Origin of the sequence: Sphingopyxis sp. 113P3 (assembly GCF_001278035.1) — a bacterium.
Taxonomy (GTDB): domain Bacteria; phylum Pseudomonadota; class Alphaproteobacteria; order Sphingomonadales; family Sphingomonadaceae; genus Sphingopyxis.
Genome location: NZ_CP009452.1, coordinates 2,071,908 through 2,097,459 on the forward strand (window position 1 = coordinate 2,071,908; position 25,552 = coordinate 2,097,459).

23 protein-coding genes and 1 tRNA gene are annotated in these 25,552 nt (G+C 64.8%); 17 read left to right on the forward strand and 7 right to left on the reverse strand.

What is annotated here, in order from left to right:
* Positions 1–24 precede the first annotated feature (24 nt).
* Positions 25–666, reverse strand: coding sequence for a hypothetical protein (locus LH20_RS10050; protein WP_053554076.1), 642 nt, complete (start codon positions 664–666; stop codon positions 25–27).
* 371 nt (positions 667–1,037) lie between these two features.
* Positions 1,038–2,471 (reverse strand): sigma-54-dependent transcriptional regulator, encoded by a 1,434-nt coding sequence (locus LH20_RS10055; protein ID WP_053554077.1) that lies wholly within the window; start codon positions 2,469–2,471, stop codon positions 1,038–1,040.
* 214 nt (positions 2,472–2,685) lie between these two features.
* Here LH20_RS10055 and LH20_RS10060 point away from each other — a divergent pair, with 214 nt between their 5' ends.
* The 13 genes from LH20_RS10060 (at position 2,686) to LH20_RS10120 (ending at position 14,259) form a co-directional block, all read left to right on the forward strand.
* Entirely contained in the window at positions 2,686–2,811 is a 126-nt protein-coding gene (locus tag LH20_RS10060; RefSeq protein ID WP_053554078.1) for an aa3-type cytochrome c oxidase subunit IV, read from the forward strand.
* Between the two features lie 10 nt (positions 2,812–2,821).
* On the forward strand, positions 2,822–3,943 hold the full coding sequence (locus tag LH20_RS10065) for an NAD(P) transhydrogenase subunit alpha (protein WP_053554079.1): 1,122 nt from the start codon (positions 2,822–2,824) through the stop codon (positions 3,941–3,943).
* 21 nt (positions 3,944–3,964) lie between these two features.
* Positions 3,965–4,246, forward strand: coding sequence for an NAD(P) transhydrogenase subunit alpha (locus LH20_RS10070; protein ID WP_053554080.1), 282 nt, complete (start codon positions 3,965–3,967; stop codon positions 4,244–4,246).
* Positions 4,247–4,310: 64 nt separating this feature from the next.
* On the forward strand, positions 4,311–5,735 hold the full coding sequence (locus LH20_RS10075; protein ID WP_053554081.1) for an NAD(P)(+) transhydrogenase (Re/Si-specific) subunit beta: 1,425 nt from the start codon (positions 4,311–4,313) through the stop codon (positions 5,733–5,735).
* A 111-nt stretch (positions 5,736–5,846) separates the two neighbouring features.
* Positions 5,847–6,545 carry an aspartate/glutamate racemase family protein gene (locus LH20_RS10080; protein WP_053554082.1) on the forward strand — a complete coding sequence of 233 codons (699 nt, stop codon included), beginning with the start codon at positions 5,847–5,849 and terminating at the stop codon, positions 6,543–6,545.
* 110 nt (positions 6,546–6,655) lie between these two features.
* Positions 6,656–7,858, forward strand: a complete 1,203-nt coding sequence (locus LH20_RS10085) for a parallel beta-helix domain-containing protein (protein ID WP_053554083.1) — start codon at positions 6,656–6,658, stop codon at positions 7,856–7,858.
* The gene (locus tag LH20_RS10090; RefSeq protein ID WP_053554084.1) at positions 7,855–8,880 is read left to right on the forward strand and encodes an SO2930 family diheme c-type cytochrome; all 1,026 of its coding nucleotides are present in this window, start codon (positions 7,855–7,857) and stop codon (positions 8,878–8,880) included. Before LH20_RS10085 ends, LH20_RS10090 begins: the two co-directional genes overlap by 4 nt.
* A gap of 7 nt (positions 8,881–8,887) precedes the next feature.
* On the forward strand, positions 8,888–9,520 hold the full coding sequence (gene maiA, locus LH20_RS10095; protein WP_083455374.1) for a maleylacetoacetate isomerase: 633 nt from the start codon (positions 8,888–8,890) through the stop codon (positions 9,518–9,520).
* A complete protein-coding gene (locus LH20_RS10100; protein WP_235527175.1) occupies positions 9,517–11,598 on the forward strand; it encodes a TonB-dependent receptor in 2,082 nt (693 codons plus the stop codon). Before maiA ends, LH20_RS10100 begins: the two co-directional genes overlap by 4 nt.
* A 58-nt stretch (positions 11,599–11,656) precedes the next feature.
* On the forward strand, positions 11,657–12,103 hold the full coding sequence (locus tag LH20_RS10105) for a MarR family winged helix-turn-helix transcriptional regulator (RefSeq protein ID WP_053554085.1): 447 nt from the start codon (positions 11,657–11,659) through the stop codon (positions 12,101–12,103).
* Entirely contained in the window at positions 12,096–12,377 is a 282-nt protein-coding gene (locus tag LH20_RS10110; protein WP_053554086.1) for an HPr-rel-A system PqqD family peptide chaperone, read from the forward strand. The genes LH20_RS10105 and LH20_RS10110 overlap by 8 nt, the downstream gene beginning before the upstream one ends.
* Positions 12,374–13,240: an HprK-related kinase A gene (locus LH20_RS10115; protein ID WP_053554087.1), complete on the forward strand. Its 867-nt coding sequence runs from the start codon at positions 12,374–12,376 to the stop codon at positions 13,238–13,240. Before LH20_RS10110 ends, LH20_RS10115 begins: the two co-directional genes overlap by 4 nt.
* Positions 13,237–14,259 (forward strand): nucleotidyltransferase domain-containing protein, encoded by a 1,023-nt coding sequence (locus LH20_RS10120; RefSeq protein WP_053554088.1) that lies wholly within the window; start codon positions 13,237–13,239, stop codon positions 14,257–14,259. The genes LH20_RS10115 and LH20_RS10120 overlap by 4 nt, the downstream gene beginning before the upstream one ends.
* A gap of 27 nt (positions 14,260–14,286) precedes the next feature.
* Here LH20_RS10120 and LH20_RS10125 read toward each other — a convergent pair whose 3' ends face one another.
* The 4 genes from LH20_RS10125 to LH20_RS10140 are packed head-to-tail and all read right to left on the reverse strand — an operon-like array spanning position 14,287 to position 17,028.
* A complete protein-coding gene (locus LH20_RS10125) occupies positions 14,287–15,183 on the reverse strand; it encodes a TraB/GumN family protein (protein WP_053554089.1) in 897 nt (298 codons plus the stop codon).
* Positions 15,180–16,139, reverse strand: coding sequence for a TraB/GumN family protein (locus LH20_RS10130; RefSeq protein WP_053554090.1), 960 nt, complete (start codon positions 16,137–16,139; stop codon positions 15,180–15,182). Before LH20_RS10130 ends, LH20_RS10125 begins: the two co-directional genes overlap by 4 nt.
* Positions 16,140–16,196: 57 nt before the next feature.
* On the reverse strand, positions 16,197–16,823 hold the full coding sequence (locus LH20_RS10135) for a hypothetical protein (protein WP_053554091.1): 627 nt from the start codon (positions 16,821–16,823) through the stop codon (positions 16,197–16,199).
* The gene (locus LH20_RS10140; protein ID WP_053554092.1) at positions 16,813–17,028 is read right to left on the reverse strand and encodes a helix-turn-helix transcriptional regulator; all 216 of its coding nucleotides are present in this window, start codon (positions 17,026–17,028) and stop codon (positions 16,813–16,815) included. The genes LH20_RS10135 and LH20_RS10140 overlap by 11 nt, the downstream gene beginning before the upstream one ends.
* 252 nt (positions 17,029–17,280) lie before the next feature.
* Here LH20_RS10140 and LH20_RS10145 point away from each other — a divergent pair, with 252 nt between their 5' ends.
* The 4 genes from LH20_RS10145 (at position 17,281) to LH20_RS10160 (ending at position 23,108) form a co-directional block, all read left to right on the forward strand.
* Positions 17,281–18,162: a glycine--tRNA ligase subunit alpha gene (locus LH20_RS10145; protein WP_053556224.1), complete on the forward strand. Its 882-nt coding sequence runs from the start codon at positions 17,281–17,283 to the stop codon at positions 18,160–18,162.
* Positions 18,159–20,207, forward strand: coding sequence for a glycine--tRNA ligase subunit beta (glyS, locus tag LH20_RS10150; protein WP_053556225.1), 2,049 nt, complete (start codon positions 18,159–18,161; stop codon positions 20,205–20,207). Before LH20_RS10145 ends, glyS begins: the two co-directional genes overlap by 4 nt.
* Before the next feature lie 110 nt (positions 20,208–20,317).
* Positions 20,318–22,978, forward strand: a complete 2,661-nt coding sequence (ppdK, locus tag LH20_RS10155) for a pyruvate, phosphate dikinase (protein WP_053556226.1) — start codon at positions 20,318–20,320, stop codon at positions 22,976–22,978.
* Positions 22,979–23,031: 53 nt separating this feature from the next.
* Positions 23,032–23,108 (forward strand) — tRNA-Arg (locus LH20_RS10160).
* A 231-nt stretch (positions 23,109–23,339) separates the two neighbouring features.
* Here the strand turns inward: LH20_RS10160 and LH20_RS10165 are convergent.
* Complete coding sequence (locus LH20_RS10165; protein WP_053554093.1) at positions 23,340–25,550, reverse strand: amylo-alpha-1,6-glucosidase; 2,211 nt, start codon at positions 25,548–25,550, stop codon at positions 23,340–23,342.
* Positions 25,551–25,552 lie beyond the last annotated feature (2 nt).

Consider the following 25,552-nt stretch of genomic DNA (forward strand, 5'->3'; position numbering starts at 1 on the left):
GGAGCTGCTCTTCCGGCACGGCCATCAATGCACCGTCGGCTTCTCGGTGAAGACGCTCTCCATCATCCCGAGGCGAGCGCGGGTGCAGGATAATACAGCTTCATGAATCTCGGCCTCCATGACCCGCGTCATCTGACGCAAGAGCCTGACGCTTGTTTCAATCTTTGGTCGAGCGCCCAGATGCGGGTTCTGCGAAAAGAGTTCGCAGATCCCCGCCATCATGGCGCGCATCTCGGCAAGCCGCTCAACGGCCTCGTGCGCCCGCTCGGGCAGTTCGATGACATCCTCCCCATTGAAAAGTCCCTCGATGAACCCGTCCAGTTCCTGGAGACGAACAAGGCCATATCGTCCCAGATCTTCGGCAGTTTCCACAGTCATACGGGTCAATCGAAATGGCTGACTGCGTTTCTGATGCCGGGTGAGGTCGTTCCACAAGCCGCGCAGCAGGATGCCAAGCAGCTCGTTGACGGCATCGATATTATCGAAGGTCGGCAATTCGCCGTCCCACAGATCCTCGACGATCTGTACCGGCGAGACCCATACAACGGGGGTCGCGATACTGCCCAGGAACCGCGTGCGCACCTCGTGGAATGGCACCGGGCACGCATGTTTTTCCAGCAATACCTGCACGGTCTTGGCGCTCGGCCTCTTGGTCGCTTGTTTCATATACCACCCCCGCGAAGAAATGATGACCGCTTGTACGGTGACCGGACGGCGACAGCCTATCAATAATAGTGAAGCAGGGACGGCGGCAAGGGGCAGGCCCGAATCGCCGTGGCAACGAGTATGAAAATTGCCGTGCGATCGTCTTCAGCCGCCGAAATACATATGCGACAAACGATAATGGCCCCAAGGGTGGGGGACAATCCGGACCGCGATCGCGGGACAGCCTGATTTGTGTCGGATTCTGGTCTGCCTCGCCGCCGCTGGATCATATTGCCGCGGCGAGCGATCAGGGCGGCGGCTTTTACGCCGGATGCTCCTTATGAGGCCAGCGCAGCTCGACTTCTCCGCTTGCGGCGCAAAGCCTTGCGATTTCAAGCCGCAGTATCGATGCCCAGATCGCTCAATTTGCGATAGAGGGTCGAGCGGCCGATGCCGAGGCGCCGTGCAACCTCGCTCATGCGACCGCGGTAATGGCCAATGGCGAGGCGGATCACGTCGGCCTCAATCTCTTCGAGCGGGCGCAGATTTCCGTCGGGAAGATAGAGAGTGACGCCGATCGCTTCGCCGTTGATCGCGATTTCTCCCTGTCCGTTTGCTCCGCTCCCGCCGAGCGCCGCCTCGATTGCGGCAAAATCGGCGCTCGTGAGCACATCGGTCTTGCTCGCGACCGCGGCGCGGAACAGCACGTCTTGAAGCTGGCGGACATTGCCCGGCCAGGCGTAAGCTGCAAGCAGGCGGAGCGCATCGTCGGTGACGCCGATCGGCCCCATCCCCGGGAGGCCGCTGATCCGCGCGAGCAAGTGACGGGTGAGCGGACCGACGTCGCCGCGGCGTTCGCTCAACGAAGGCAGGGTAAGCTGGGCGCTCGACAGCGCGTAGAACAGGTCCTCGCGAAAATGCCCGGCCTCGATCAGCTTGTCGAGCGGACTCGCGCTGGTCGAGATGATCCGCACATCGACGCTCTGGCGGATCGTGCCGCCGATCATCTGCACCTCGCCGGTATTGAGGAATTCGACAAGCTTGGCCTGCGTCTCAAGCGGGATGCATTCGACATGGTCGATGATGATGCTTCCGCCATCGGCCTGGACAAGGCGGCCGATCTGGCGGTCGAAGGCGCCTGGAAAAGCGCCGCGCTCGTGGCCGAAGAGGCCCGATCCGATGAGCCCCGGCGACACTGCCGAGCAGTCGACCATGACAAGCTGCCCGCGCGCCCGCGGGCTCGCGCTGTGGATGGCGCGCGCGAAGACTTCCTTGCCGGTGCCGGGCTTGCCGTTGATCATCACGGGCACGCGCGCGCGGGCCGCCTTGGCGGCGATCGCAAGCGCGCTGCGGAAACTCGGGCTCGATCCGATGATTTCCTCAAAGGCGAGCGGCGCGCGCAGCTTTTCGGTGAGCGGACGAAGCTCGCCCTGCGGACCGGCGGTCGAGGCGACGCGATCGAGGGCGCCGAGCAAGCGATCGGGAGCTATGGGCTTCTGGACGAAATCGCTCGCGCCGGCGCGCATGGCGCTGACGGCAACCTCGACCCCGTTGCGCATGGTGATGACAATGAGCGGCAGGGCGGGGCGCCAGCGCCGGAGCTCCGCGACGAATTCGGGAATGGCAATGCCCGGCGCGCCCTGGTCGACGAGGACGGCGTCGAGCGCCAGGCCCTCCTGCGTGCCGAGCTTGGCAAGAGCCGTGTCGGTGTCGGCCGCGACCGTGCTGCGCCAGCCGCCGCGCGAAACCAGCGCCGACAAGAAGCGCTGCTGCGCCGGTTCGCTGTCGACGATCATCACCGTTCGTGTGTCGCGCGCGCTTGCCATCGCTCTTGCTTTCCGCCCCTTCGTTGGCCTGGTCAGGCCGTTGTTCCGCTCTCTTCGCCTGCTTTAGGCAAGAGGGGTAAAAGGGCGATTAAGGCCTCGCTGCTTTCGTGGCGGGGCTTGAGGATAGCAGAAGGCGTAGCTAAGACCTGCGCGAATCCAGAATCGACCCGCGCGTGCGGCGTGCGCGAAGCGAGCAATATAAGGGGAAGAGCCAATGTCGTCCGAACAGGATATCAAAGCAGCACAGGAAACCTATTCGGGCTTCCTCAGCCTGTTCAAGGTAGGGGCGATCATCACGGTGCTCGTGACCGCCTTCGTCGTTCTTCTGCTCGCGTCCTGACCGGCCCGGCATGCGCATCGCCGTCCTGAAGGAACTCGCCGCTGGCGAGACCCGTGTCGCTGCGACCCCCGAAACCGTCAAGAAGTTCATTGGCCTTGGCGCCAATGTTGCCGTCGAGGCAGGCGCGGGCGAGCAAGCCTCGATCTCAGATGCCGACTATGCAGCCGCGGGCGCCAGCGTCGGCAGCCGCGCCGAGACGCTGAAGGGGGCAAACATCATCCTCGGCGTGCAGGGGCCGGATCCTGCGACACTGTCGGGCTTCGCCGAGGGCGCGTGGCTCGCTGCCGGGCTCAATCCCTTTGGTGAGCGCGCGCGCGTCGATGATTATGCAAGGCTCGGGATCGAGGCGCTGGCGATGGAGTTCATGCCGCGTATCACCCGCGCGCAGTCGATGGACATCCTCTCGAGTCAGGCGAATCTCGCGGGCTACAAGGCGGTGCTGATCGCCGCGAATGCCTATGGCCGCGCCTTTCCGATGATGATGACCGCGGCGGGCACGGTGAGCGCCGCCAAGGCCTTCATCATGGGTGTGGGCGTGGCTGGCCTGCAGGCGATTGCCACGGCGCGCCGCCTCGGGGCGCAGGTCAGCGCGACCGACGTGCGCGCCGCGACCAAGGAACAGATCCTCAGCCTCGGTGCCAAGCCGATCTTCGTCGAGAGCGTCGCCGGGATCGAGGGCGAGGGCGCGGGCGGCTACGCCACCGAAATGTCCGACGAATATAAGGCGGCGCAGGCTGAACTTGTGTCTTCGCATATCGCCAAGCAGGACATCGTCATCACCACCGCGCTCATCCCCGGACGTCCGGCGCCGCGGCTGATTTCGGACGCGCAGATTGCGACCATGCGCTCGGGCAGCGTGATTGTCGACATGGCCGCCGAGAGCGGCGGCAACGTCGAGGGATCGGCCCCGGGTGAGACGAAGCGCATTCACGGCGTCACCGTGATTGGGGCCAAGAATATTGCGGCGCTCATGCCTGCCGATACAAGCGCGCTGTTCAGCCGCAACCTCTTCAATTTCCTGTCCGCCTTCTGGGACAAGGAAGCAGGAAGGCCTCTCCTCGACGAGGAAATAGGAAATGCGGTCCGCCTCACCCAGGGCGGCAAGGTCGTCAACGAGCGATTGCTCGGATAGGCAGAAATCGGGAGATATATCATGGATTTTATTGCGATTTTCTCGATTTTTGTCCTCGCCTGCTTCGTCGGCTATTTCGTCGTCTGGTCAGTGACGCCGGCGCTGCACACGCCGCTGATGAGCGTGACCAATGCGATATCCTCGGTGATTATCGTGGGCGCGCTGATCGCGAGCGCTGCGGCGGGATCGCCGCTCTCGAAATGGCTCGGCCTCGCCGCCGTCGTGATGGCAAGCGTCAATATTTTCGGCGGCTTCGCAGTCACCGAACGCATGCTCGCCATGTACAAGAAAAAAGAGCGCTAAGGCGCTGATAATCTGAAAATTTTGACGAGCTGCTGAGGCGCGCTCTACAGGGGAAGAGTTTCACATGCACGACGTCGCACCGATCAATCCCTGGGTGGCTCTGGCCTATCTTGTCGCCGGGGTTTTCTTCATCCTTGCGCTGCGCGGCCTGTCGTCGCCCGCATCGTCGCGCCGCGGCAACCGTTTCGGCATGGCGGGCATGGCGATCGCGGTCGTCACCACGCTGCTGACCCACGAGCTCGCCAACCCCATCGAGGTGATCGGTGCGATCGGCATCGGCGCGGTCATCGGTATCGTGATGGCGCGCCGCATCGCGATGACGGCGATGCCGCAGCTTGTCGCAGCTTTCCACAGCCTCGTCGGCCTCGCCGCGGTTGCCGTGGCAGCCGCCGCCTATCTCAACCCCGGTGCTTTCGGCATCGCTGATGAAGCGGGGCAGATCTTCACCGTCAGCCGCATCGAGATGGGGCTCGGTATCGCGATCGGCGCGATCACCTTTTCAGGCTCGGTGATCGCCTTCCTGAAACTCAACGGCAATATGTCGGGCGCGCCGATCCTCCTGCCGCTGCGCCACGTCATCAACCTCGGAACGCTCGCTGCAATCCTGGGTCTCATCGGCTATTTCCTCACCGATCAGTCGCCCGCTGTCTTCTGGACGATTACCGCGCTCAGCTTCCTGATCGGCTTCCTGCTCATCATCCCCATTGGCGGCGCTGACATGCCGGTTGTCGTCTCGATGCTCAACAGCTATTCGGGCTGGGCCGCCGCGGCGATGGGCTTCACGCTTCACAACACTGCGATGATCATCACCGGCGCGCTCGTCGGCTCGTCGGGTGCGATCCTCTCCTACATCATGTGCCGCGCGATGAACCGCAGCTTCCTCAGCGTCATCGCGGGCGGCTTCGGCGCCGACGCGAGCGCCGGGGCAGCCGGGGCGAAGGAGCAGCGGCCGTGGAAGCCGGGGAGCGCTGACGATGCCGCCTTCCTCATGAGCCAGGCGGAAAATGTCATCATCGTGCCAGGCTATGGCATGGCGGTTGCGCAGGCCCAGCACGCGCTGCGCGAGATGGCGGATATTCTCAAGAAGGAAGGCGTCAACGTCAAATATGCGATCCACCCGGTTGCAGGGCGGATGCCCGGCCATATGAACGTGCTGCTTGCCGAGGCGAATGTCCCCTATGACGAGGTTTTCGAACTGGAGGACATCAATGGCGAGTTTGCGCAGGCCGACGTCGCCTTTGTCATCGGCGCGAATGACGTGACCAATCCGGCCGCCAAGACCGATAAATCATCGCCGATCTACGGTATGCCCGTGCTTGATGTCGAAAAGGCGAAGACCGTCTTGTTCGTCAAGCGCTCGATGGGGGGGGTCGGCTATGCCGGGGTCGACAACGATGTCTTTTACATGGACCAGACGATGATGCTCCTTGGCGATGCGAAGAAAATGGCCGACGACATCGTCAAGGCGCTGAACGGCGGCGGGCACTGAGAGGTCATCGGCGAACCGGTCGCCCGGGCATGTCAAAGCGACGTTCGTGCCACTGAGGCAAGGTAATTGGAAAGCTCGACAAGGCCCGGGCGAACGGAGTTTGGGAACGAAATGCGCAAGATCGGCCTCATCGGCGGCATCAGCTGGGCCTCGACCGAGATTTATTATCGCCACCTCAACAAGGGGGTGCAGAAGCGGATCGGGACAGGATGCTCGGCCCCGATCCTGCTTGAAAGCCTCAATTATTGCGACCTGTCGCGGCTGAACACGCCCGAAGAGTGGGCGCATGCCAGGAATGCGCTGATCCAATCGGCAAAGCGGCTCGAGGATGCGGGCGCGACGGCGCTGATGATCGCAGCGAACTCGATGCACAAGGTGGCGGAAGATGTCGCGGCAGCCATCTCGATCCCGCTCCTCCACATCGTCGACGAAACCGGCGAGAAGATGCGCGCAGACGGCGTCAAGTCAGCCGCGGTCATCGGCACGCGCAATGTGATGACCGAAGCCTGGTATCGCCAGCGCCTCGTGCGTTACGGGCTGACGCTTGCTCCTTATGACGGGAGCCGCGCGGAGGACGTCGATCGCATCGTCTACGACGAGCTGATGCAGGGCAAGGTGACCGAGGATTCGCGCCGCACCATGCGCACCTTCATCACCGATATCGCCAAGCAGGATGTCGAGGCGCTGGTGCTTGCCTGCACCGAACTCGTCATGCTCGTCGATCCCGATGCCAATGTGCTGCCCATCTATGACACAGCGCGGATCCACGTCGCCGCCGGGGTCGACTGGATCTTGGGCGACGCGCCCTAGGCGCTTCTCCCCGCGCATTCCCCGGGCGAGCTGATCTACATCGCTGTAAGCAAGGCCTTGGCATCTCTCGCGGCTTGCCGCATGCTGCGAAAAAAGCAGGGAGAGATTAGATGCAAGTCCACTGGGTTTCATTCATCGCCGCGCTCGCCGTTGCGGCCAGCCCCGCCGCTGCGAAGACGATCAGCGTCGCCGCGGGCGCCCCCGATGCGAACGAGAAACTGCAAGAAGCGTTGATCCTCGCCGAGCCTGGCGACGTCGTCGAACTGGGCGCAGGCACCTGGACGCTCACCGACGGCCTCTCGCTCGATGTCGACAATGTCACATTGCGCGGCGCAGGCACCAAGGATGGCGAGGGCACGATCCTTGATTTTTCGGGCCAGCAGGGTGCGGGCGAGGGGCTGCTCGTCACGTCGGACGACGTCTATCTCACCAATTTCGCGGTCCTCAACACCAAAGGCGATGGCATCAAGTCGAAGGGTGCCGACCGTATCGTCTACCATCAACTGCGCGTCGAATGGACCGCGGGGCCGAAGCAGACCAACGGCGCCTACGGCATCTATCCGGTCGAGAGTAGCGACGTTCTGATCGACAGCGTCTATGTTCGCGGCGCGTCCGACGCGGGCATCTATGTCGGCCAGTCAAGGAATATCGTCGTGCGCGATTCGATCGCGATGGAGAATGTCGCGGGGATCGAGATCGAGAATTGCTACGACGCCGACGTCCACGACAATATCGCGACGAAGAATACGGGCGGGATCCTGGTTTTCGATCTGCCGAGCCTGCCGCAGCAGGGCGGCCATAATGTCCGCGTCTTCGACAATGTGGTGAGCGACAACAGCACGCCGAACTTTGCGCCCAAGGGCAATATCGTCGCGAGCGTGCCGACCGGAACTGGCGTGCTGGTCATGGCGAACAGCCGCGTCGAGGTTTTCGGCAATCTGCTTGCCGACAATGGCACGGCGAATGTGATGATCGTCGGCTACCGCTATCCTTATGAGGACGAAAAATATCAGCCGCTGCCGAAAGATATCGCGGTCTGGGGCAATCAGCACGGAAATGCGGGCTTTGCGCCGGCCTTTCCGGGCGGGGCCGAGATCGCCTCCGCCATGGGCGGCCATATACCGCCGGTGCTGTGGGACGGCGCCGGGAGCGCGATTGTCAATGATGAGGTCGCCGTGCTGTCGCTCAACCTTCCCGACGTCGGCACGCCGCAGAGCGAAGCGAAGCCGTCGCCTGCCGACCTCAAGGGCGAAACGTCCGAGCCGCTCGCTGGCGTCACCTTGCCCGCGACCATGGAGGCGCGCGTCCAGTGAAGCGTATCGCGGCAGCGGCCGCCGCGGCTCTTATGTGCGCCAGCATGGCTGCCGCGCTGCCAGAGCCCGCGCCGAACCAGGCGGTGATCGACGGCAGAGATTTGCCCGCGAAGCTTTCGGCCTTCGGCATTTTTCGGCCCGGGACCAGCGAGCCCATCGACGCGCTGCTTCCTTACACGCTGCGTACGCCGCTCTTTAGCGACTATGCCGACAAGCAGCGGCTGATCTGGGTGCCGCCGGGCGAGAAGGCGCGCGTCGCAGAGGACGGGCATATCGATTTTCCTCTCGGCAGCATGATCGTCAAAAACTTCGCTTGGCCCGACCATAACGGCGGACGGCCGGTCGAGACGCGGCTCCTGCTTCACCGCGCGAGCGGCTGGACGGCGCTCCCCTATATCTGGGACGCCGACGGCAAGGATGCGACGCTCGCCCTGGCGGGGCGCCGGGTGCCGGTAAGCTTCAAGAGCCCGGGCGGCGATGCGCACAGCATCCGTTATGCCGTGCCCAACAAGAATCAGTGCAAGGAATGCCACAGCAAGCGAGGCGCGATCGTGCCGATCGGGCCCAAGGCGTCCAATATCGATTTCGCCGCCGCGCTCAGCCGCCCCGAATTTGCGCGCTTCTTTGCCGAGGCGCCCGCGACCGCCATGCCGATGCCGCGCTGGGACGATCCCGCCACCGGCTCGATCGCAGAGCGCGCCCGCGCCTATCTCGACGTCAACTGCGCCCATTGCCACAATCCCGAAGGAAGCGCATCGAACAGCGGGCTCTTCCTGCGCTGGAGCGATCCCGTCGGCGTCAACTATGGTATCCGCAAGCGTCCGACCGCGGCGGGACGCGGCAGCGGCGGGATGGAATTTGCTATTTGGCCCGGCGATCCCGATCAGAGTTTCCTCATCTACCGCCTCGAAAGTCTCGAGGCGGGGATCGCAATGCCCGAGGTCGGCCGCTCGACCGTTCACAAGGAAGGCGCGGCGCTGCTTCGGCAATGGATTGACGAGATGCCGAAGGCCGGGCATTAGGCAGGACATGACCTTGCTCGTTCTTCACGATTATTTCCGTTCCTCGGCAAGCTTCCGCGTCCGCATCGCGCTGAACCTCAAGGGTCTCGCCTATGAACGCGTCGAGGTCAGCCTGATCGCAGGCGAGCAGAAGAGCGAGGCTTATCTCGCCCAGAATGCGCAAGGGTTCGTGCCGATGCTCGTCGCCGACGGCGAAACGATCATCCAGAGCCTTGCGATCATCGACTGGCTCGACCGCGCCCATCCCGAGCCGCGGCTCATCCCCGATGCGCCGATGCCGCGCGCCGTCGCGCTGGCGCAGGCGCATGTCGTCGCGTGCGACATCCACCCGCTCAACAATCTGCGCGTGCTCAAATATCTGAAGCGCGACCTCGGGCTTAACGAACAGACCAAGGATCATTGGTACCGCCACTGGATCCTCGAAGGGTTCGACGCGCTCGAGGCCATGGCGGGGGAGGGGCACTATCTCGGCGGCGACACGCCGGGGATCGCCGATTGCTGCCTCGTGCCCCAGATGTACAATGCGCGCCGCTTCGAAGTGCCGCTCGATGCCTTTCCACGCCTTGTCGCGATCGACGCTGCCTGCATGGAGCTTGAGGCGTTTCAAAAGGCGCACCCCGACGCGGTGAAGGCGGCGTGATCCTCCGGCTCGCGGGGGCGGCCGCGCTGGCGCTGCCGGCGGCGGCGATGGCGCAGGACAAGGGCGAGCCGATCTTCATCCCGGCGCGCTATGTCCCGGCCGAGGAGATTGTCGTCGTCGGGGGCGGATCGCTGAAGCCGACCGATAGCAATTCGGTCCAGTCCGCCGCGATCCTGCGCGACCTCGATCCCGGGCTCGGCACGCGCATCGAGAATCGCCTGCGCGACGAGGGCGGCCTCGCCCAGTTTCGGCGCTCCGACGGGCGGAGCGCGCATCCGACAAGTCAGGGCGTGACGCTGCGCGGGCTGGGCGGAAATGCGTCGAGCCGCGCGCTGATCACGCTCGATGGGGTGCCGCAGGCCGATCCTTTCGGCGGCTGGGTCGCGTGGAGCGCCTATGATTCGATCAGGCTCGGCGGCATCATTGTCGCGCGCGGCGGGGGGAGCGGGGTCGATGGACCCGGCGCTCTGGCGGGGACGATCGGCCTCTATTCAAACATGACGGACGGGGTCGAGGCGAGCGCCGCCTATGGCAGCCGCGACAGCATCGACCTGTCCGGGAGCGCCGGGACGCGGCTGGGCGATGGGCAAGTTGCCATCGACGGTCGCTACAGCCGCGGCGAAGGCTTTGTTCCGGTCGTCGTGGGCCAGCGCGGCGCGGTCGATCGCGCGGCGCCTTATGAGCAGGGCGGGCTCGGCGTGCGGCTGCGCTTCGATGCAGGCGCCGACAGCCGCATCGAGGCAAGCCTGCGCGGCTTTTCTGACCGGCGCGACCGCGGCACCGATTTCAGCGAAAGCCGCGTCGATGGCGTCGACGCCAGCCTGCGCTTTCTCCACCAGCCCGGCGCGGGCGTGCAGTGGCTCGCGCTCGCCTATCTCCAGCTTCGCGATTTCGACAGCGGCTTCGCGAGCGTCGCGGCGGATCGCAGCAGCCTCGCCCCCGCGCTTCGCCAGCGGGTGCCCGCGACCGGCCTTGGCGCGCGGCTCGAACTGCGCCCGGCGGTCGGCGGCGCCTTTCCGCTGCGGCTCGGCGTCGACTGGCGGCGGACGGCCGGGCGGACGCAGGAGGATTATATGTTCGCCGGGCTCGTCCCCGGCCGCCACCGCATAGCGGGGGGCAGCAGCGACACGGTGGGCGCCTTCGCCGAATGGACCTCGGGCGATGCGCGCGACGGGCTGTTGTGGACCGCGAGCGCGCGCGTCGACCGCTGGTGGCTCGGCGCGGGCTATCGCTTCGAGGCCAATGTCGCCGGGCCGGTGATCACCGACGCGCATTTTGCCGCGCGGCAGGGATGGGAGGCGAGCGGGCGCGCCGGGCTGCGGTGGACCGCGGGGCCGGTCGCGGTGCGCGCGGCCCTGTATCGCGGTTGGCGCCTGCCGACGCTCAACGAACTCTACCGGCCCTTCCGCGTCGGCCCCGACGCGACGGCCGCGAACGAGCTGCTCCGCCCCGAGCGCCTGTGGGGCGGCGAGGTGGGCGCCGACGTGACGCTCGGCGACGTGCGCCTCGCCGTCACATTCTTCCGCAATCGCCTCGAAAATGCGATCGCCAACGTGACGCTCGGCACCGGGCCCGGTACTTTCCCCGGCGTCGGCTTCGTCGCAGCGGGGGCGACCTACAGCCAGCGGCAGAATCTCGACGCAATCGACAGCAAGGGGATCGAACTCAGCGCCGACGCGCCGCTCGGCCCGCTGACGCTGCGCGCAAGCTACGCCTTCACCGACGCGCGCGTCGATGCTGCGGGCGCCGCGTCGGTGCTCGACGGGCTGCGGCCGGCACAGGTCGCGAAGCACAGCGGCAGCGTCTCGCTGAGCAATCGCGGCGCCGGTCCGCTCGGCGGCTTTGCGACGCTTCGCTATATCGGCCGGCAGAATGAGGACGACCTTGGGCTGCAGCGCCTCGGCGATGCACTGACGCTCGATGCCGGTTTGTCATGCCGCGTTTCCGATGCGATCAGCCTCGAGGCGCGCGGCGAAAATCTCTTCAACGCACTGGTCGGGGCGGCGATTTCCTCGGCGGGTATCGTTGAGCGCGCGACGCCCCGGACGCTCTGGGTCGGCGCGCGCCTCTCCTTTTAGGCGGATTTAATCGCCAGCCTGTCTTCACAGACGCCAAACAGACGATAATAGGTGTGCCATGGCCGCCAAGACGCTGAACCTCGATCAGTTCCTGCCCTATCGCCTGTCGATAGCCTCCAACGCCTTGTCGGAAAGGATCGCTGCTGACTATCAGAACCGCTTCGGACTGAAGATTCCCGAATGGCGGCTGATGGCGGTTCTGGGCGAGGGCAAGCCGATGACCCAGCGCGAGCTGGTGCAGGCGACGCGGATGGACAAGGTGACGGTCAATCGCGCGGCCAAGGCGCTCGCCGAGCGCCAGCTCATCGCCCGCCAGGCGCATGAGGCCGATGGCCGCTCGCATCACCTCGACCTCACCGAAACCGGCCGATCGCTCTACGACGCCATCGTCCCCGCAGCGCTTGCGACCGAGGAGCGACTTGAGTCGCATATCAGCGCGTCCGAGCGCACCGCTCTGATGGCGATCCTCGCAAAGCTCATTGCTGCCGCTGAAGATTATGGCTGATCCGACCTTTCGCGCCGCGCCCGCCGAGGCGCTGCGCGTCGAGCCGTTGGGCGAGGTGACCGCCATCTTCGACCGCCGGTCCACGCAGACGCATCTCGTCGTCTCGCCGCTGCCCGAGATATTGGCGGCTATGGGCGGCGAGGCCTGCAATGCGTCACTGCTCGCAGCGCGCCTCGCGGCGAGCTTCGACCTTCCCGAGGGCGCCGAGACGCGCAGGCTTATTGGCGAACGTCTGCGCGAACTTGCCGCCCTTGGCCTTGTGGAACCCGCGTGAGGCACAGCACGCGCATCACCGTGGGACCCGTCCGGTTCCGCATCGGGAGCGACTGGCGCGCGCCGATCGCAGCGCTCGAGACGCTCTATGCGGCCTACCCTGACGATCCCGCGCGCCCCGCCGATGCCACGGTACGGCTGTTCGCGGCGCGGCCATGGCGACGCTGGCTGCGCCCCTCGGTGCACATCGGCGGCGATTTCGTCGTGCCCGACGCGCTGCCGCTGCCGCTCTCGATGGGATTGCTCGCCGCTGAAATGGGGATGAATCTCCAGGTCGCGCTCGGCTGGCGGCGGCATCTCCTGCTTCACGCGAGCGCCGCCGAGCGCGAAGGCAAGAGCGTCCTGATGTCGGGGATCTCGGGATCGGGAAAGTCGACGCTCGCGGCCTTGCTGGGCGAGGGCGGCTGGCGGCTGATGGGCGACGAATTCACGATGATCGACCCTGGAAGCGGAGACGCACTCGCCTTTCCGCGCGCCGTGAGCCTCAAGAATGAGGCGATTGGCGAAATGGCGGCGCGTGTCGACGCCGCACGGCTTGGCCCGCTCCTTTCGGGTACGCCCAAGGGCGATATCCGCCACCTGATTCCGCGCCCGGAGGCAGTCGCGGCGATGCACGAGCCCGCGCGCCCGGCGCTGCTGCTCTTCCCGCGTTTTGGCGACGCGGCAGCGATCGAGCGCATCGGCGAGGGTGAGGCCTTTGTTCGCCTGACCGAGGCGTCGACCAACTACACCGCGCTCGGCGAGGCGGGCTTCGAGGCGTTGACGCGGCTCGTGCGCACGGTCCCTGCCTTTGGCATTTCCTATCCCGACAGCGCGGCGGGTCTTGCGCTCGTCGAACAGCTCTGGGCCGAGGCGGCATCATGAGCGCGGTGCAACATCTCACCGACCTCCTTGCGGGCAGATGCGAGGCGGCGACGCTGACCGCGGGCGAATGGGAGGGAGTGATCGGGGCTGCGCGCGCCGAGGCGATGCTCGCGGCACTGGCGCACCGGCTCGAGGATGCGCCGCTCCCTGGTCCGGTGGCGGCACTTTTTTGCGACGAGCGCGCCGCGGCTGCGGTTGCGACGAAGCAGGCGCTGTGGGAGGCCGAGATGGCGCGCCGCGCGCTTGCGAGCGAGCACATCGAATTCGTCTTGCTGAAAGGAACGGCCTATGCTGCAGCCGAGCTGTCCTGCGCTGCGGGGCGGCAGATCGGCGACCTCGACATTCTCGTCCCCGTGCACGACATCGGCCGCGCCGAAAATGAGCTGCTCGAGGCGGGCTGGGAATGGGTGAAGTCCGATCCTTATGACGATGCCTATTACCGCGAGCATATGCACGAACTGCCGCCGCTGATCCACAAGGCGCGCGACCGGATGATCGACGTCCACCACACGATCCTGCCGCAAACGCATCGCACGACGCCCGACCCCCTCGCGCTCGTGACCGATGCGGTGATGACCAAGAGCGGCTTTGCGGTGCTCTCGCCCGCCGACATGGCCTGCCACTCGGCCGCACATCTGCTCGCCGATGGCGATTTGCAGGGGGGGCTGCGCAATCTTTGGGATTTTCACTGCCTGACGCGCGATTTTGCCGCGTCTGACCCCGGCTTCTGGGGCCGACTTGACGCGCGCGCCGACAAACACGGCCTGCGCGCCGTGGTCCACCGCGCCGCCCGCCTCGCGCGCGACGTCTTCGGCGCGGCGCTTCCCGAGGGCTGGGACCGGCGCGACCCGCGCGACCGCTGGTTCAAGCGGCGCCTCCTTGCGCGCGACGATTGGGGCAGGGCGAGCAATTTTGCGCTGCGGCAGGCTTTCTACATCCGCTCGCACTGGCTTCGCATGCCCCCGCGGCTCCTCGCGCGGCATTTGTGGACCAAATGGCGCAGGCGCGCGGCAAGGTAATCAAGGGAGGGGCGCGCCTTGCCGCCCCTACTGGACGCGCTGTACCATGAGACCATCCGCGGCAAGCATGGCCGGTACGCCCTCGCTGCCGACCAGATGGCCGGCGCCCACCGCGACCAACACCGTGCCCGGCTTTGCCATGCGGCGCTTGATCCAGCCGCTCCAGGCGCGGTTGCGCCCCGTGATGATGGCCTCGCGCGCACGGGGCACCGCATCGATATCCTCGTTGATCACTTTTTCGAGCGCTGTGACATCACCGCGCGACCAGGCGGCAGTCAGCGCGCGAACATCGGCGACCGCGTCGACGGCGCCGTCGGCAGCGCGCGTGAGCAGCGCGCGCTGCGTCTCCAGATCGAGGGATTCGAACAGCATGAGCTGGCTTCGCGCGGTTTCGAGGCCGCCAATCGGCTTTCCAGCCGCGCGAAAATCGTCAGTCAACCGCGCCTCGACGCCATTGTCAGGCGTGAGCGCGGCCCGCTGTGCCACGCGCTGACCCATCAAGACCATCACCGCCCAATCGTCGAGCGCATCAGCCTCAAAGGCTGGTCCGCCCGCCTCGAGCGCGCGGTACTGCGCAAGGGCGGCCGGGGTCAGCCGCTTCTCGATCGGGAGCGGCACCGGGCGCGGCGCGAGGCGCGCAAACTCCTCGCCCGCCGCTGCGAGTTCGTCGGGCGAGAGCTCCATGATGAGCTCGCCTGCCGCCGCCACGGCCTCGGCGACCTTGCCGCCGTCCCAGTCGATGTGTTGGGGAAGCGCATGCATCGTACCGAGCAGATAGATGCGCGTATCTTCGTCTTCGGCGAGCCACATTGCGGGATGCGCCTCGAGGGTCTCCTTGTTCGGCGAGCAGGCGGCAAGCAGGCAGGCGACAAGGGCGGCCGCTATGCGGCCGCCCGGTAGGGCAGGGCGGCGCTCGCCCGTCAATAGTCGACCCGCGTCACGGTCAGGCCGCGTTCCTTCAGATAATCCTGCACGCTGCGCTTGCCCGCCAGATGTCCTGCGCCGACGGCGATGAAGACCGTTCCAGGCTCCTCCATGCGTGCCTTGATCTGGTCGGCCCAATTGGCATTTCGGCGATAAAGCAGCGCTTCGGCGAGCCCAGGCGTCGCCTCCAGGCTTTCGTTCATCGTCGCGGCCAGCGCTTCAGGATCGCCCTTGCTCCACTGCTCGACCAGCGTGTCGAGGGTCGCTCCGACATTGTCGATATCCTTCACGACCGCGTTGAGGAAGGCGACTTGTTCGTCTTCGGGCAGGGTATCGAAAACGGCGAGCTGCTGCTCGACCGTCTCAAGCCCAGCGACCGGTTTGCTCGCCCCCTTGGCAAAGCTCGTCAGCTGCTTTTCCGCGCCCTGTTCGGGGGCGTAGCCAAGCTTGATGAGCGGAAGCATCGTGAGCGTGACTCCTGCGAACCAGGGCTCGAACATGTCGAACTGCGCGGGCGGCACGCCGACCTTGGTCATCGCCGCCTGATAGGCCGCAAGGTCTTCCGGTGCGAGGCGCGACGACAGCGTCCTGCCGCTCTGGTCGATGGCCACTGGCAGCATGATCTTTGCCATTTCGGCTTGGTCCTCGGGGACCACGATCTCGAGCATCAGTTCGTCAGACTTGTCGAAGGCATCCTTCACCGCCTCGTCGAACCAGCTGAGGCCCGGTTTCAAGACATGGATCGTGCCGAACAGGTAAATGGTTGTGTCCTCGTCCTTCACCACCCACAAGGCGGGGTCGGCGTCGATTGTCTCGGCGGGCTGCGTTCCTGCCGGTGCAACCGGGGCGACCTGCGCCGCCGGTTCGAAGGCATGGCTGTTGACGGGGATCAATGCGCACTGCGCGAGCGGAATGATCGCGCAGGTGGTGGCGAATTTCTTGAACCATTTTTTCATCGGGGGAGGCCTTTCTGGAGAGAGGTTGTAGCGGTTGGGCGAGAAGTGAAAAGAGGCTCAGCGAAACTTCAGCCAGAGATAGACAGCGCCGTTCACCAGCAAGGAGAAGAGGAAGAGCGGCATCACGTCGACGGGCGGGACGAGCGCTGCGCGATGGAGGGCCCACCAAATGGGCGCCGGGAAAATGAATGCATACCAGCCTGCCAGCCCCGCCCACAGCCACGCGCGCTCTTCATGGTCGTCGATGGCGCAGTGATAGAGGATCATGCCGGCCGCGAGGCCGCCGGCCCACAGCAGCGAGGCACCCACGGCGAAGTTGGGGCTCAGTGCGCCGCTGCCGAAAAGGTCCGCGGCACCGCGGCCCGTTTCCTGGTCGAGCACCATCCACCCCCCGATAATGCCGCCGATAATGCCCGAGAGACCGAGCGCTGACCAATAGCGACGCTGCCGCGGCGAAAGCGCGCGAAACCAGCTGGCGTGACGGCGAAAATAGAGGGCGAGGCCGCCGAGCCCGACCGCCGCGGCGATGAGCGGGCCGACCCATGGGGCAGGCGGCGTGCGCCCGGCTTCGACGGCGGCGTCATGATAGCCCGCGAAGACGCCGGCGAGCATGACCGCGCCAAGCGAGATCACGACAGGCCAGACGATCCCCGGCGCGCGGGCTTCCTTGGGTTCAGCAGGCATCGTCTTGTCCCTTGAAACCATCGTCGAAAATCTCCTCGATCGGCATGCCGAACAATCGTGCGAGCTTGAAGGCGAGGGGGAGCGACGGGTCGTATTTGCCCGTTTCGATCGCGTTCACGGCCTGGCGCGACACATCGAGCCGCTGGGCCAATTCGGCTTGGCTCCAATTTCGCATGGCGCGCAGCACTTTTAGTTGATTGTTCACGCGGGATTTCCACCCAATCGTCACGCAACCCTGACTGAATGTCAGGTGTTATTGACTAAATGGCAGGGTTGGCTGACCTTGTCAACCGTTGCTCGCAAGATCACGCTACGCGGCCCTTTTGCGATCATCGGCTCCGCCCGACCCTTGACCCTGCGCCCGCGCTGCGCCAAGGGCTGCGGCAATTGTTGCACCTGCGAAAGAAGGCGAAACGTGGCCGACGCGGCGGATAAGACACCCCTTAGTTTTCAGGACATGATCCTGACGCTTCACGCCTATTGGTCCGCCCGCGGCTGCGCGATTCTCCAGCCTTATGACATGCGCGTCGGCGCAGGGACCTTTCATCCCGCAACGACGCTGCGCAGCCTCGGTCCCGAGCCCTGGAATGTCGCCTATGTCCAGCCGAGCCGTCGTCCGACCGACGGTCGCTACGGCGAGAATCCGAACCGCCTCCAGCATTATTACCAATATCAGGTTATCCTGAAACCATCGCCCGCGGACCTCCAGGAACAATATCTCGGCAGCCTCGCAGCGATCGGCATCGATCCCTTGCTTCACGACATCCGTTTCGTCGAGGATGACTGGGAGTCGCCGACGCTTGGCGCATGGGGTCTTGGCTGGGAGGTCTGGTGCGACGGTATGGAAGTCACCCAGTTCACCTATTTCCAGCAGATGGGCGGCTTCGACTGCAAGCCCGTCGCAGGCGAGCTCACCTACGGGCTCGAGCGCCTCGCCATGTATATCCAGAATGTCGACAATGTGTACGACTTGCGCTTCTCCGACCCCGTCGGCGACGTGCCGGGGGTGAGCTATGGCGACGTGTTCCTCGAAAATGAGCGCCAATTTTCCAAGTGGAATTTCGAGGTCGCCGACACCGATACGCTCTTCGCAGGCTTCAAGGCGGCCGAGGAAGAGTGCACTCGGGCGATCGCTGCGGGCGTCCCGCTCGCCGCCTATGACCAGGCGATCGAGGCGAGCCACCTCTTCAACCTCCTCCAGGCGCGCGGCGTGATCAGCGTCCAGGAACGCGCCAATTACATGGCGCGCGTGCGCGATCTTGCGAAGGGCAGCTGCAAGGCATGGATCGACAGCCAGTCCGAACGCTGGACCGCGCAATATCCGGGGTGGACGCTGTGACCGACTTTCTCCTCGAACTGCGCAGCGAAGAAATCCCGGCGCGCATGCAGGCGGGCGCGCGCGCCGAACTGGAAAAGCTGTTCCGAGCCCAGCTGAGCGCGGCCGGCCTTGATGCGGTGGAACTCGATGTCTGGTCGACCCCGCGCCGCCTTGCACTCATCGCCAAAGGCCTTCCCGAGGCGACCGCAGCGGTGAGTGAAGAATTGAAGGGGCCGCGCACAAATGCACCGCCGCAGGCGCTCGAAGGCTTCCTGCGCAAGACCGGACTGACAAAGGACCAGCTTGAAGATCGGGAGGGCGTCTATTTCGCCGTGATCGACAAACCCGGCCGCGCGACCAGGGATGTCCTCGCCGAGGCGATCCCTGCGATCATCCGCGGCTTTGCCTGGCCGAAATCGATGCGTTGGGGCCGCGAAAGCGCGAGCAGCGAAAGCCTGCGCTGGGTGCGCCCGCTCTCGGGCATCGTTGCGATCTTCGGCGAGGAGCTGGTGACGTGCGAAATCGGCGGTATCGCCTCAGGTTTTGCAACGCGCGGCCATCGCTTCCACTGTCCAGGCGAGATCACGATCGGGTCGGCGGCCGACTATGCCGAGAAGCTTCGCGCCTGCCATGTCATTGTCGACCATGAAGAACGCGCGGCGATCATCCGCGGCGGCGCTGCTAAGGCCGCAGCCGATGCTGGCCTTGCCCTTGTCGAGGATGAGGGGCTGGTGATCGAGAATGCGGGCCTCACCGAGTGGCCAGTACCGCTTCTCGGCCGCTTCGACGAGGCCTTTCTGGAAGTGCCGCCGGAGGTCATCCAGCTCACCGCGCGCGTGAACCAAAAATATTTTGTCGTGAACGGATCGGGCGGCAAGCTTGCCAACGGCTTTATCTGCACCGCGAATATCGATGCGAGCGATAGCGGTGCCGAAATCGTCGCGGGCAACCGCAAGGTGCTCGCGGCGCGGCTCTCCGATGCGCGCTTCTTCTGGGAACAGGATCGCAAGACCAGGCTCGCCGATCACGCGAAAAAGCTCGACCGCATCACCTTCCATGAGAAGCTCGGTACCGTCGCAGACAAGGTTGAGCGCGTTGCAAAACTTGCCGAATGGCTCGCGAGCGAAGCTATCGTCCCCGCCTGCAATCCCGCGTTTGCGCGCCAGGCGGCGGAGCTTTCAAAGGCCGACCTCGTCACCGAAATGGTCGGCGAGTTCCCCGAGCTTCAGGGGCTGATGGGCGGTTACTATGCCCGCGCAGAGGGTCTGCCCGATGCTGTGGCCGACGCAATCCGCGACCATTACAAGCCGGTCGGGCAGGGCGATGCAGTGCCCACGGCGCCGGTGACGGTGGCCGTGGCGCTGGCTGACAAACTCGACACGCTTTCGAACTTTTTCGCCGAGGACATGAAGCCGACGGGTTCCAAAGATCCATTCGCGCTTCGCCGGGCGGCGCTCGGAATTCTCGAGCTGCTGAATGCAAATGCAATTCGGGCGCGGCTCTTTGGCGTTGTGAACCAGGCCGTAAGCCTGCGGAAACGGCATAATCTGACGATCGCCGACGATGTGCTCCAGTTTCTTATCGACCGCCTCAAGGTCCAGCAACGCGAAGCTGGCGTTCGCCACGACCTCATCGACGCGGTATTCGCGCTCGGCGGAGAGGATGATCTCGTCCGTCTGCTTGCTCGGGTGAAGGCGCTTCAGGCGTTTATAGGAACCGCGGACGGCTCCAACCTGCTCGCGGGCTACAAGCGCGCTGCGAACATATTGAAGCAGGCAGGTGAGGTAAGAGACGTGGCCGCCTCGCAGCCGCCGACGGCGGCCGACGCGGCGCTGCTTGCTGCACTTGACGTAGCCGAACCCGCGGCCGCCGCCGCGGTTGCGGAAGAGCGTTTCACCGATGCGATGGCGGCGCTCGCGAGTCTTCGCGCGCCGATCGACGCCTTTTTTGAAGGTGTGATGGTCAATGACCCCGACCTTTCGGTTCGCGCCTATAGGCTTGGCCTCCTCGCGCGATTTACCGGCGCCGTGCACGGCGTTGCCGATTTTTCGAAAATCGAGGGCTGACGCTGCGGTGTTTTCTCAATTTATAACGAACGAAGTAAAACTGAATCGACCAACCCGGATTGCATACCTATCCAGCCGCAACCTCCTCCCCGGGGCAGCAGGAGCATATGATGACGAAGATGGTGCATTTGTTCGGCGGCGCGGCCACCACGGCCGAGCGTTCGAAGGAATTGCTGGGCGGCAAGGGGGCTAACCTCGCCGAAATGGCCTCGATTGGCCTGCCGGTGCCTCCAGGCTTTACGATCACCACCGAGGTATGCACCGCCTATTATGCGAATGGCGAGCAGTTTCCTGCAGGGCTCGCCGCGGACGTCGAAAACGGCATCGCGCATATCGAGGGCATCACCGGCAAGCGCTTCGGCGATCCTGCCAATCCGCTGCTCGTCTCGGTCCGCTCGGGCGCGCGCGTCTCGATGCCGGGTATGATGGACACCGTCCTCAACCTCGGGCTCAACGACAAGACGGTCGTCGGCCTCGTCGAGGCGTCGGGCGACCCGCGCTTTGCCTGGGACAGCTATCGCCGCTTCATCCAGATGTATGCCGACGTCGTCATGGGGCTTGATCATGCAGCCTTCGAGGAAGCGCTGGAAATCGCCAAGGAAGACAAAGGCTTCTATCTCGATACCGAAATGACCGCCGAAGATTGGCAGGCGCTGGTTCTCGAATATCTCGCGATCGTCGAGCGCGAGACAGGCGCGCCTTTCCCGCAGGATCCCAAGGACCAGCTTTGGGGCGCGATCGGAGCCGTCTTCGCGAGCTGGGAAAGCGACCGCGCCAAAGTCTATCGCCGGCTTAATTCGATCCCCGGCGAATGGGGCACCGCGGTCAATGTCCAGGCGATGGTGTTCGGCAATATGGGCGACACCTCGGCCACGGGCGTTGCCTTCACGCGCGATCCCGCAACCGGCGAGCGCGCCTGGTACGGCGAGTGGCTGATCAACGCGCAGGGCGAGGACGTCGTCGCGGGTATCCGCACGCCGCAATATCTGACAAGACTAGCGCGCGAAAAGGCGGGGGCCAAGCCGCTGTCGATGGAAGAGGCGATGCCCGAGACCTTTGCCGAACTCGGCCGGGTCTTCGACACGCTCGAGACGCACTACCGTGACATGCAGGATATCGAGTTCACCGTGGAGCGCGGAAAACTCTGGATGCTCCAGACACGCTCGGGCAAGCGCACCGCCAAGGCAGCGCTCAAGATCGCGGTCGACATGGCGGCTGAGGGACTGATTTCCGAAGAGGAGGCCGTGCAGCGCGTCGACCCGGGCGCGCTTGATCAGTTGCTCCACCCGACCCTCGACCCCAAGGCGCCGCGCGACGTGCTGACCAAGGGACTTCCCGCAAGTCCAGGCGCTGCATCGGGCAAGATCATGTTCGACGCCGACAGCGCCGAAAAGGCGGCCGGCATGGGCGAGGCGGTGATTCTCGTGCGGGTCGAGACCAGCCCTGAGGATATCCATGGCATGCACGCCGCCAAGGGCATTCTGACGGCGCGCGGCGGAATGACCAGTCACGCTGCCGTCGTTGCGCGCGGCATGGGCCGTCCGTGCGTCTCGGGAGCCGGCGGCCTCGCGATCGATGGTGCGGCGCGCGTGCTGCGCGTCGCGGGGCGAGAGCTGCGCGAAGGCGACGTGATCACGCTCGACGGGTCGACCGGCGAGGTGATGGCGGGCGAGGTGCCGACTCTGCTTCCCGAACTGGTCGGGGATTTTGCGACGCTGATGGCATGGGCGGACAAGGTGCGCCGCATGAAGGTGCGCACCAACGCCGAAACGCCCCAGGATGCGCAGGTCGCGCGCGATTTTGGCGCCGAAGGCATCGGGCTCTGCCGCACCGAGCATATGTTCTTCGACGCCGCGCGCATCACCGCGGTGCGCGAGATGATTCTCGCCGACAGCGAAGATGGCCGCCGCGCGGCCCTTGCCAAGCTGCTTCCTGAACAGCGCAGCGATTTTGCCGCGATCTTTGGCGTGATGGCGGGTCTGCCCGTGACGATCCGCCTGCTCGACCCGCCGCTTCACGAGTTCCTGCCAACGCGCGAGGAGGATTTCGCCGAGGTCGCTGCTGCCGCGGGCGTCGGAGTCGAGGCGCTCAAGGCCCGCGCCAATGAACTTCACGAGTTCAACCCGATGCTCGGCCATCGCGGCTGCCGTTTGGGCGTGACCTATCCCGAGATATACGAGATGCAGGCGCGCGCGATCTTCGAGGCGGCGTGCGACGTCGCCGCCGAAACCGGCGCCGCGCCGGTGCCCGAGGTGATGATCCCGCTCGTTGCCACCCGGCGCGAGTTCGACCTGATGAAGGCCGTCGTCGATGCAGCGGCGAAAGCCGTGTTCGCTGAAAAAGGACGCGAGATCGAATATCTCGTCGGCACGATGATCGAGTTGCCGCGTGCCGCGCTGATGGCGGGCGAGATCGCCCAGTCGGCTGAGTTCTTCAGCTTCGGTACGAACGACCTTACCCAGACGACGATCGGCATCAGCCGCGACGATGCGGGGCGTTTCCTCACGCAATATGTCGACAAGGGCATATTCGTCACCGATCCGTTCGTCAGCCTCGATGTCGAGGGCGTCGGTCAGCTGATCGAACTTGCGGCGGAGCGCGGGCGCGGGACGCGCGCGGGCATCAAGCTCGGCATCTGCGGTGAGCATGGCGGCGACGCGCCGAGCATCCATTTTTGCGAAAAAACGGGGCTCGATTACGTGAGCGCCTCGCCGTATCGCGTGCCGATCGCGCGGCTCGCGGCGGCGCAGGCGGCGCTCAAGTCGAAATAGAGGAAAAAGGGGGTTGCGCACCTGCGCGACCCGCCTTAAAGGCGCCTCTCCACGCACCCGTAGCTCAGCTGGATAGAGCACCAGACTACGAATCTGGGGGTCGGACGTTCGAATCGTTCCGGGTGCGCCATCCTCTAAAAAAGAGAGAATTGTGGGCGTGGTTTTGTCCACGCCCCTCCAGCGCGTCGGGCCATCACGGCTCTGGAGCCGCGGATGCGGATTCCATGGGCTGAACACTGACCTCGCAGAGCAGCAGCCGGGCATGAGTTTGGCGGAGATCGGGTTCGCCGTGATGCACCTTGGCACCCAAATGAGCCATATGCCTATTTCTCGCATAGGCGCCGGTAGTCTTGCCTTTCAATCAGGCGGCGGAGAGAATCCGCACGTCGCCGGTGCGATCCAGCACATCGACCAGCACCTTGCAACCGGACCGGCGCAGCATGATGTCGGCTCGTCCTTTTCCGACCTCAAGGCGGCGGATGAGCAGTTCGTTTAGGAAATCCGGCAGGACTGGCTCATTGAACAGAATTTGCTCCGCCTTCGCGTCGAACGACAGTCCCAGGCTCGACTGGATGAGGAAGAGCGGCGCGGCGGCCGACCATGCCTGCGGGATGCAGGCGACGGGATAGAAGGTCGGTCCCTGCGCGGGCCGCCGCGGAAAACCGCAGAATAATTCCGGCAGCCGGCGAAGATCGACATAGGTAGAGGCTGCGAGCAACGCCGCGAAAATCTTCGAGGCTTCGGCCCGAAAACCGTAGCGGGCAAAACCGGCGGCGATCAGTGCATTGTCGTGCGGCCAGATGGACCCGTTATGATAGCTCATCGGATTATATCGCGCTTCAGTTGTGGCGACGGTGCGGATGCCCCAACCCGAAAAGGATGAGGGGGCCATCAGCGTTTCCACCACCCTTGCCGCGCGTTCCGGCAGAGCAAGGCCTGTAAACAGCACATGTCCGGCATTGGACGTCCGCACGCGACATGGCCGCTTGGCACCGTCCAGCGCAAGGACGTAAGTGCCCAGCGCTTCGTCATAGAAATCTCGGTCGAACCGTTGACGCATATCCTGCGCCTTCGCGCGCAAGACGATGGCGCGGGTCGGCTCTCCAAGCCGGTCGAGCATCCAGGCCGCCGCTTCCCAGGCGCCGTAAACATAGGCCTGCACTTCAGCAAGCGCGATCGGTCCCTGCGCCAGGGCGCCGTCGGCATGGAAAACGGAATCATGGCTGTCTTTCCAGCCCTGATTGACCAATCCCTGTTCATTGTGGCGGCTATATTCGACATAGCCGTCGCCATCGCGGTCGCCATGATCGTCTATCCACTGCAAGGCGGCTTCGATGTTCGGCCACATCGCGCGAATGAAATCGACATCCCCCGTGCGGTCGAGATAGGCGCCCGCCAGCATGATGAATAATGGCGTTGAATCGATGCTGCCGTAGTAGCTGCGGAACGGCACTTCTTCCAGCACGGCCATCTCGCCCTGGCGGACCTCGTGCAATATCTTGCCCGGTTCTGCATCGGAGCGCGGCTCATGGTTGTTCGCTTGCCGCGCTGCGAGATAGGAAAGGACGCCGCGCGCGATCTGCGGGTCGAGCCACAGCGTTTCCATGGCGGTGATAATTGCGTCCCGGCCAAAGACGGTGCTATACCAGGGAATGCCCGCATAGGGATATGGGCCATGCTCGGTATCGGTGACAAGCATGTAGATATCCGCGACGCAACGCCGTAGCCCTTCGTTGAATATCTCGTCGGAAGATATTACAGACGCGGCGCGGGATGAGGCAGAGCGCAGCGCGCGGCGCGCGCTGCGAAGGGCGCGAACGAATGTCTGGCGCAGGTCCCCGTCGCAATTCGCCTCGCCGCAATGGACTTCCATAAGGATGGTCCGGCGCTCGCCCGGCGCGAGATCGTGGGTGAAGATGGCCCGGTCCGCGGTCAAGCTTTCTGGCTGCGGGCTGAAGCGCAGCGTCGTGCGGCGAACCACCTCGTCGCGCCCGCGATAGTTCAAGATGACATGGTCGCTTCCCACCAGGGGCGGACGGTTTTCGCCTCTGCGATACCTGGTCGCGCCGCGCACTTCGAACAGGTCGGCGAAATCCCCGCCGAAACCGATCTCGATTGAAATTTTCTGCGGCCGGTCATCGTAGTTGGAGAGGACAAGCCGTTCATAGGCGGCGCCTTCCCACAGGAACCGTGTCCTGCGGATATGGATCAGGTCGTGCTTCAGGAAGTGCCTGCCCTGGTCATCGAACAGGTCGGGATTGGTCAGGTCGCATGTCAGGGTGGCATTGTCGTCGCGCAGCGCCGAACTTAGCAGGATCGGGCGCACCCCGCCATTCATCGTCAGGTGAAAATGGGAGAGATGGCGCGTGTCCTTGTGGTAAATCCCCTCAGGGCTTCCCGGACCTCTTATGGCGTCGCCGCTATGGTCGAACACGGCGAAGGTGTCGCCATGTTTGAGCGTGCGCGGCTTCCGGTCGTGTAGGGAAGCCCCTGCTGGCACGGAGATTTGCGCAGGCGTCCCCGCCCCGCCGTCCGATGGGTCCATGGAGGATTGTCGAGGCAGTGCATCCATGT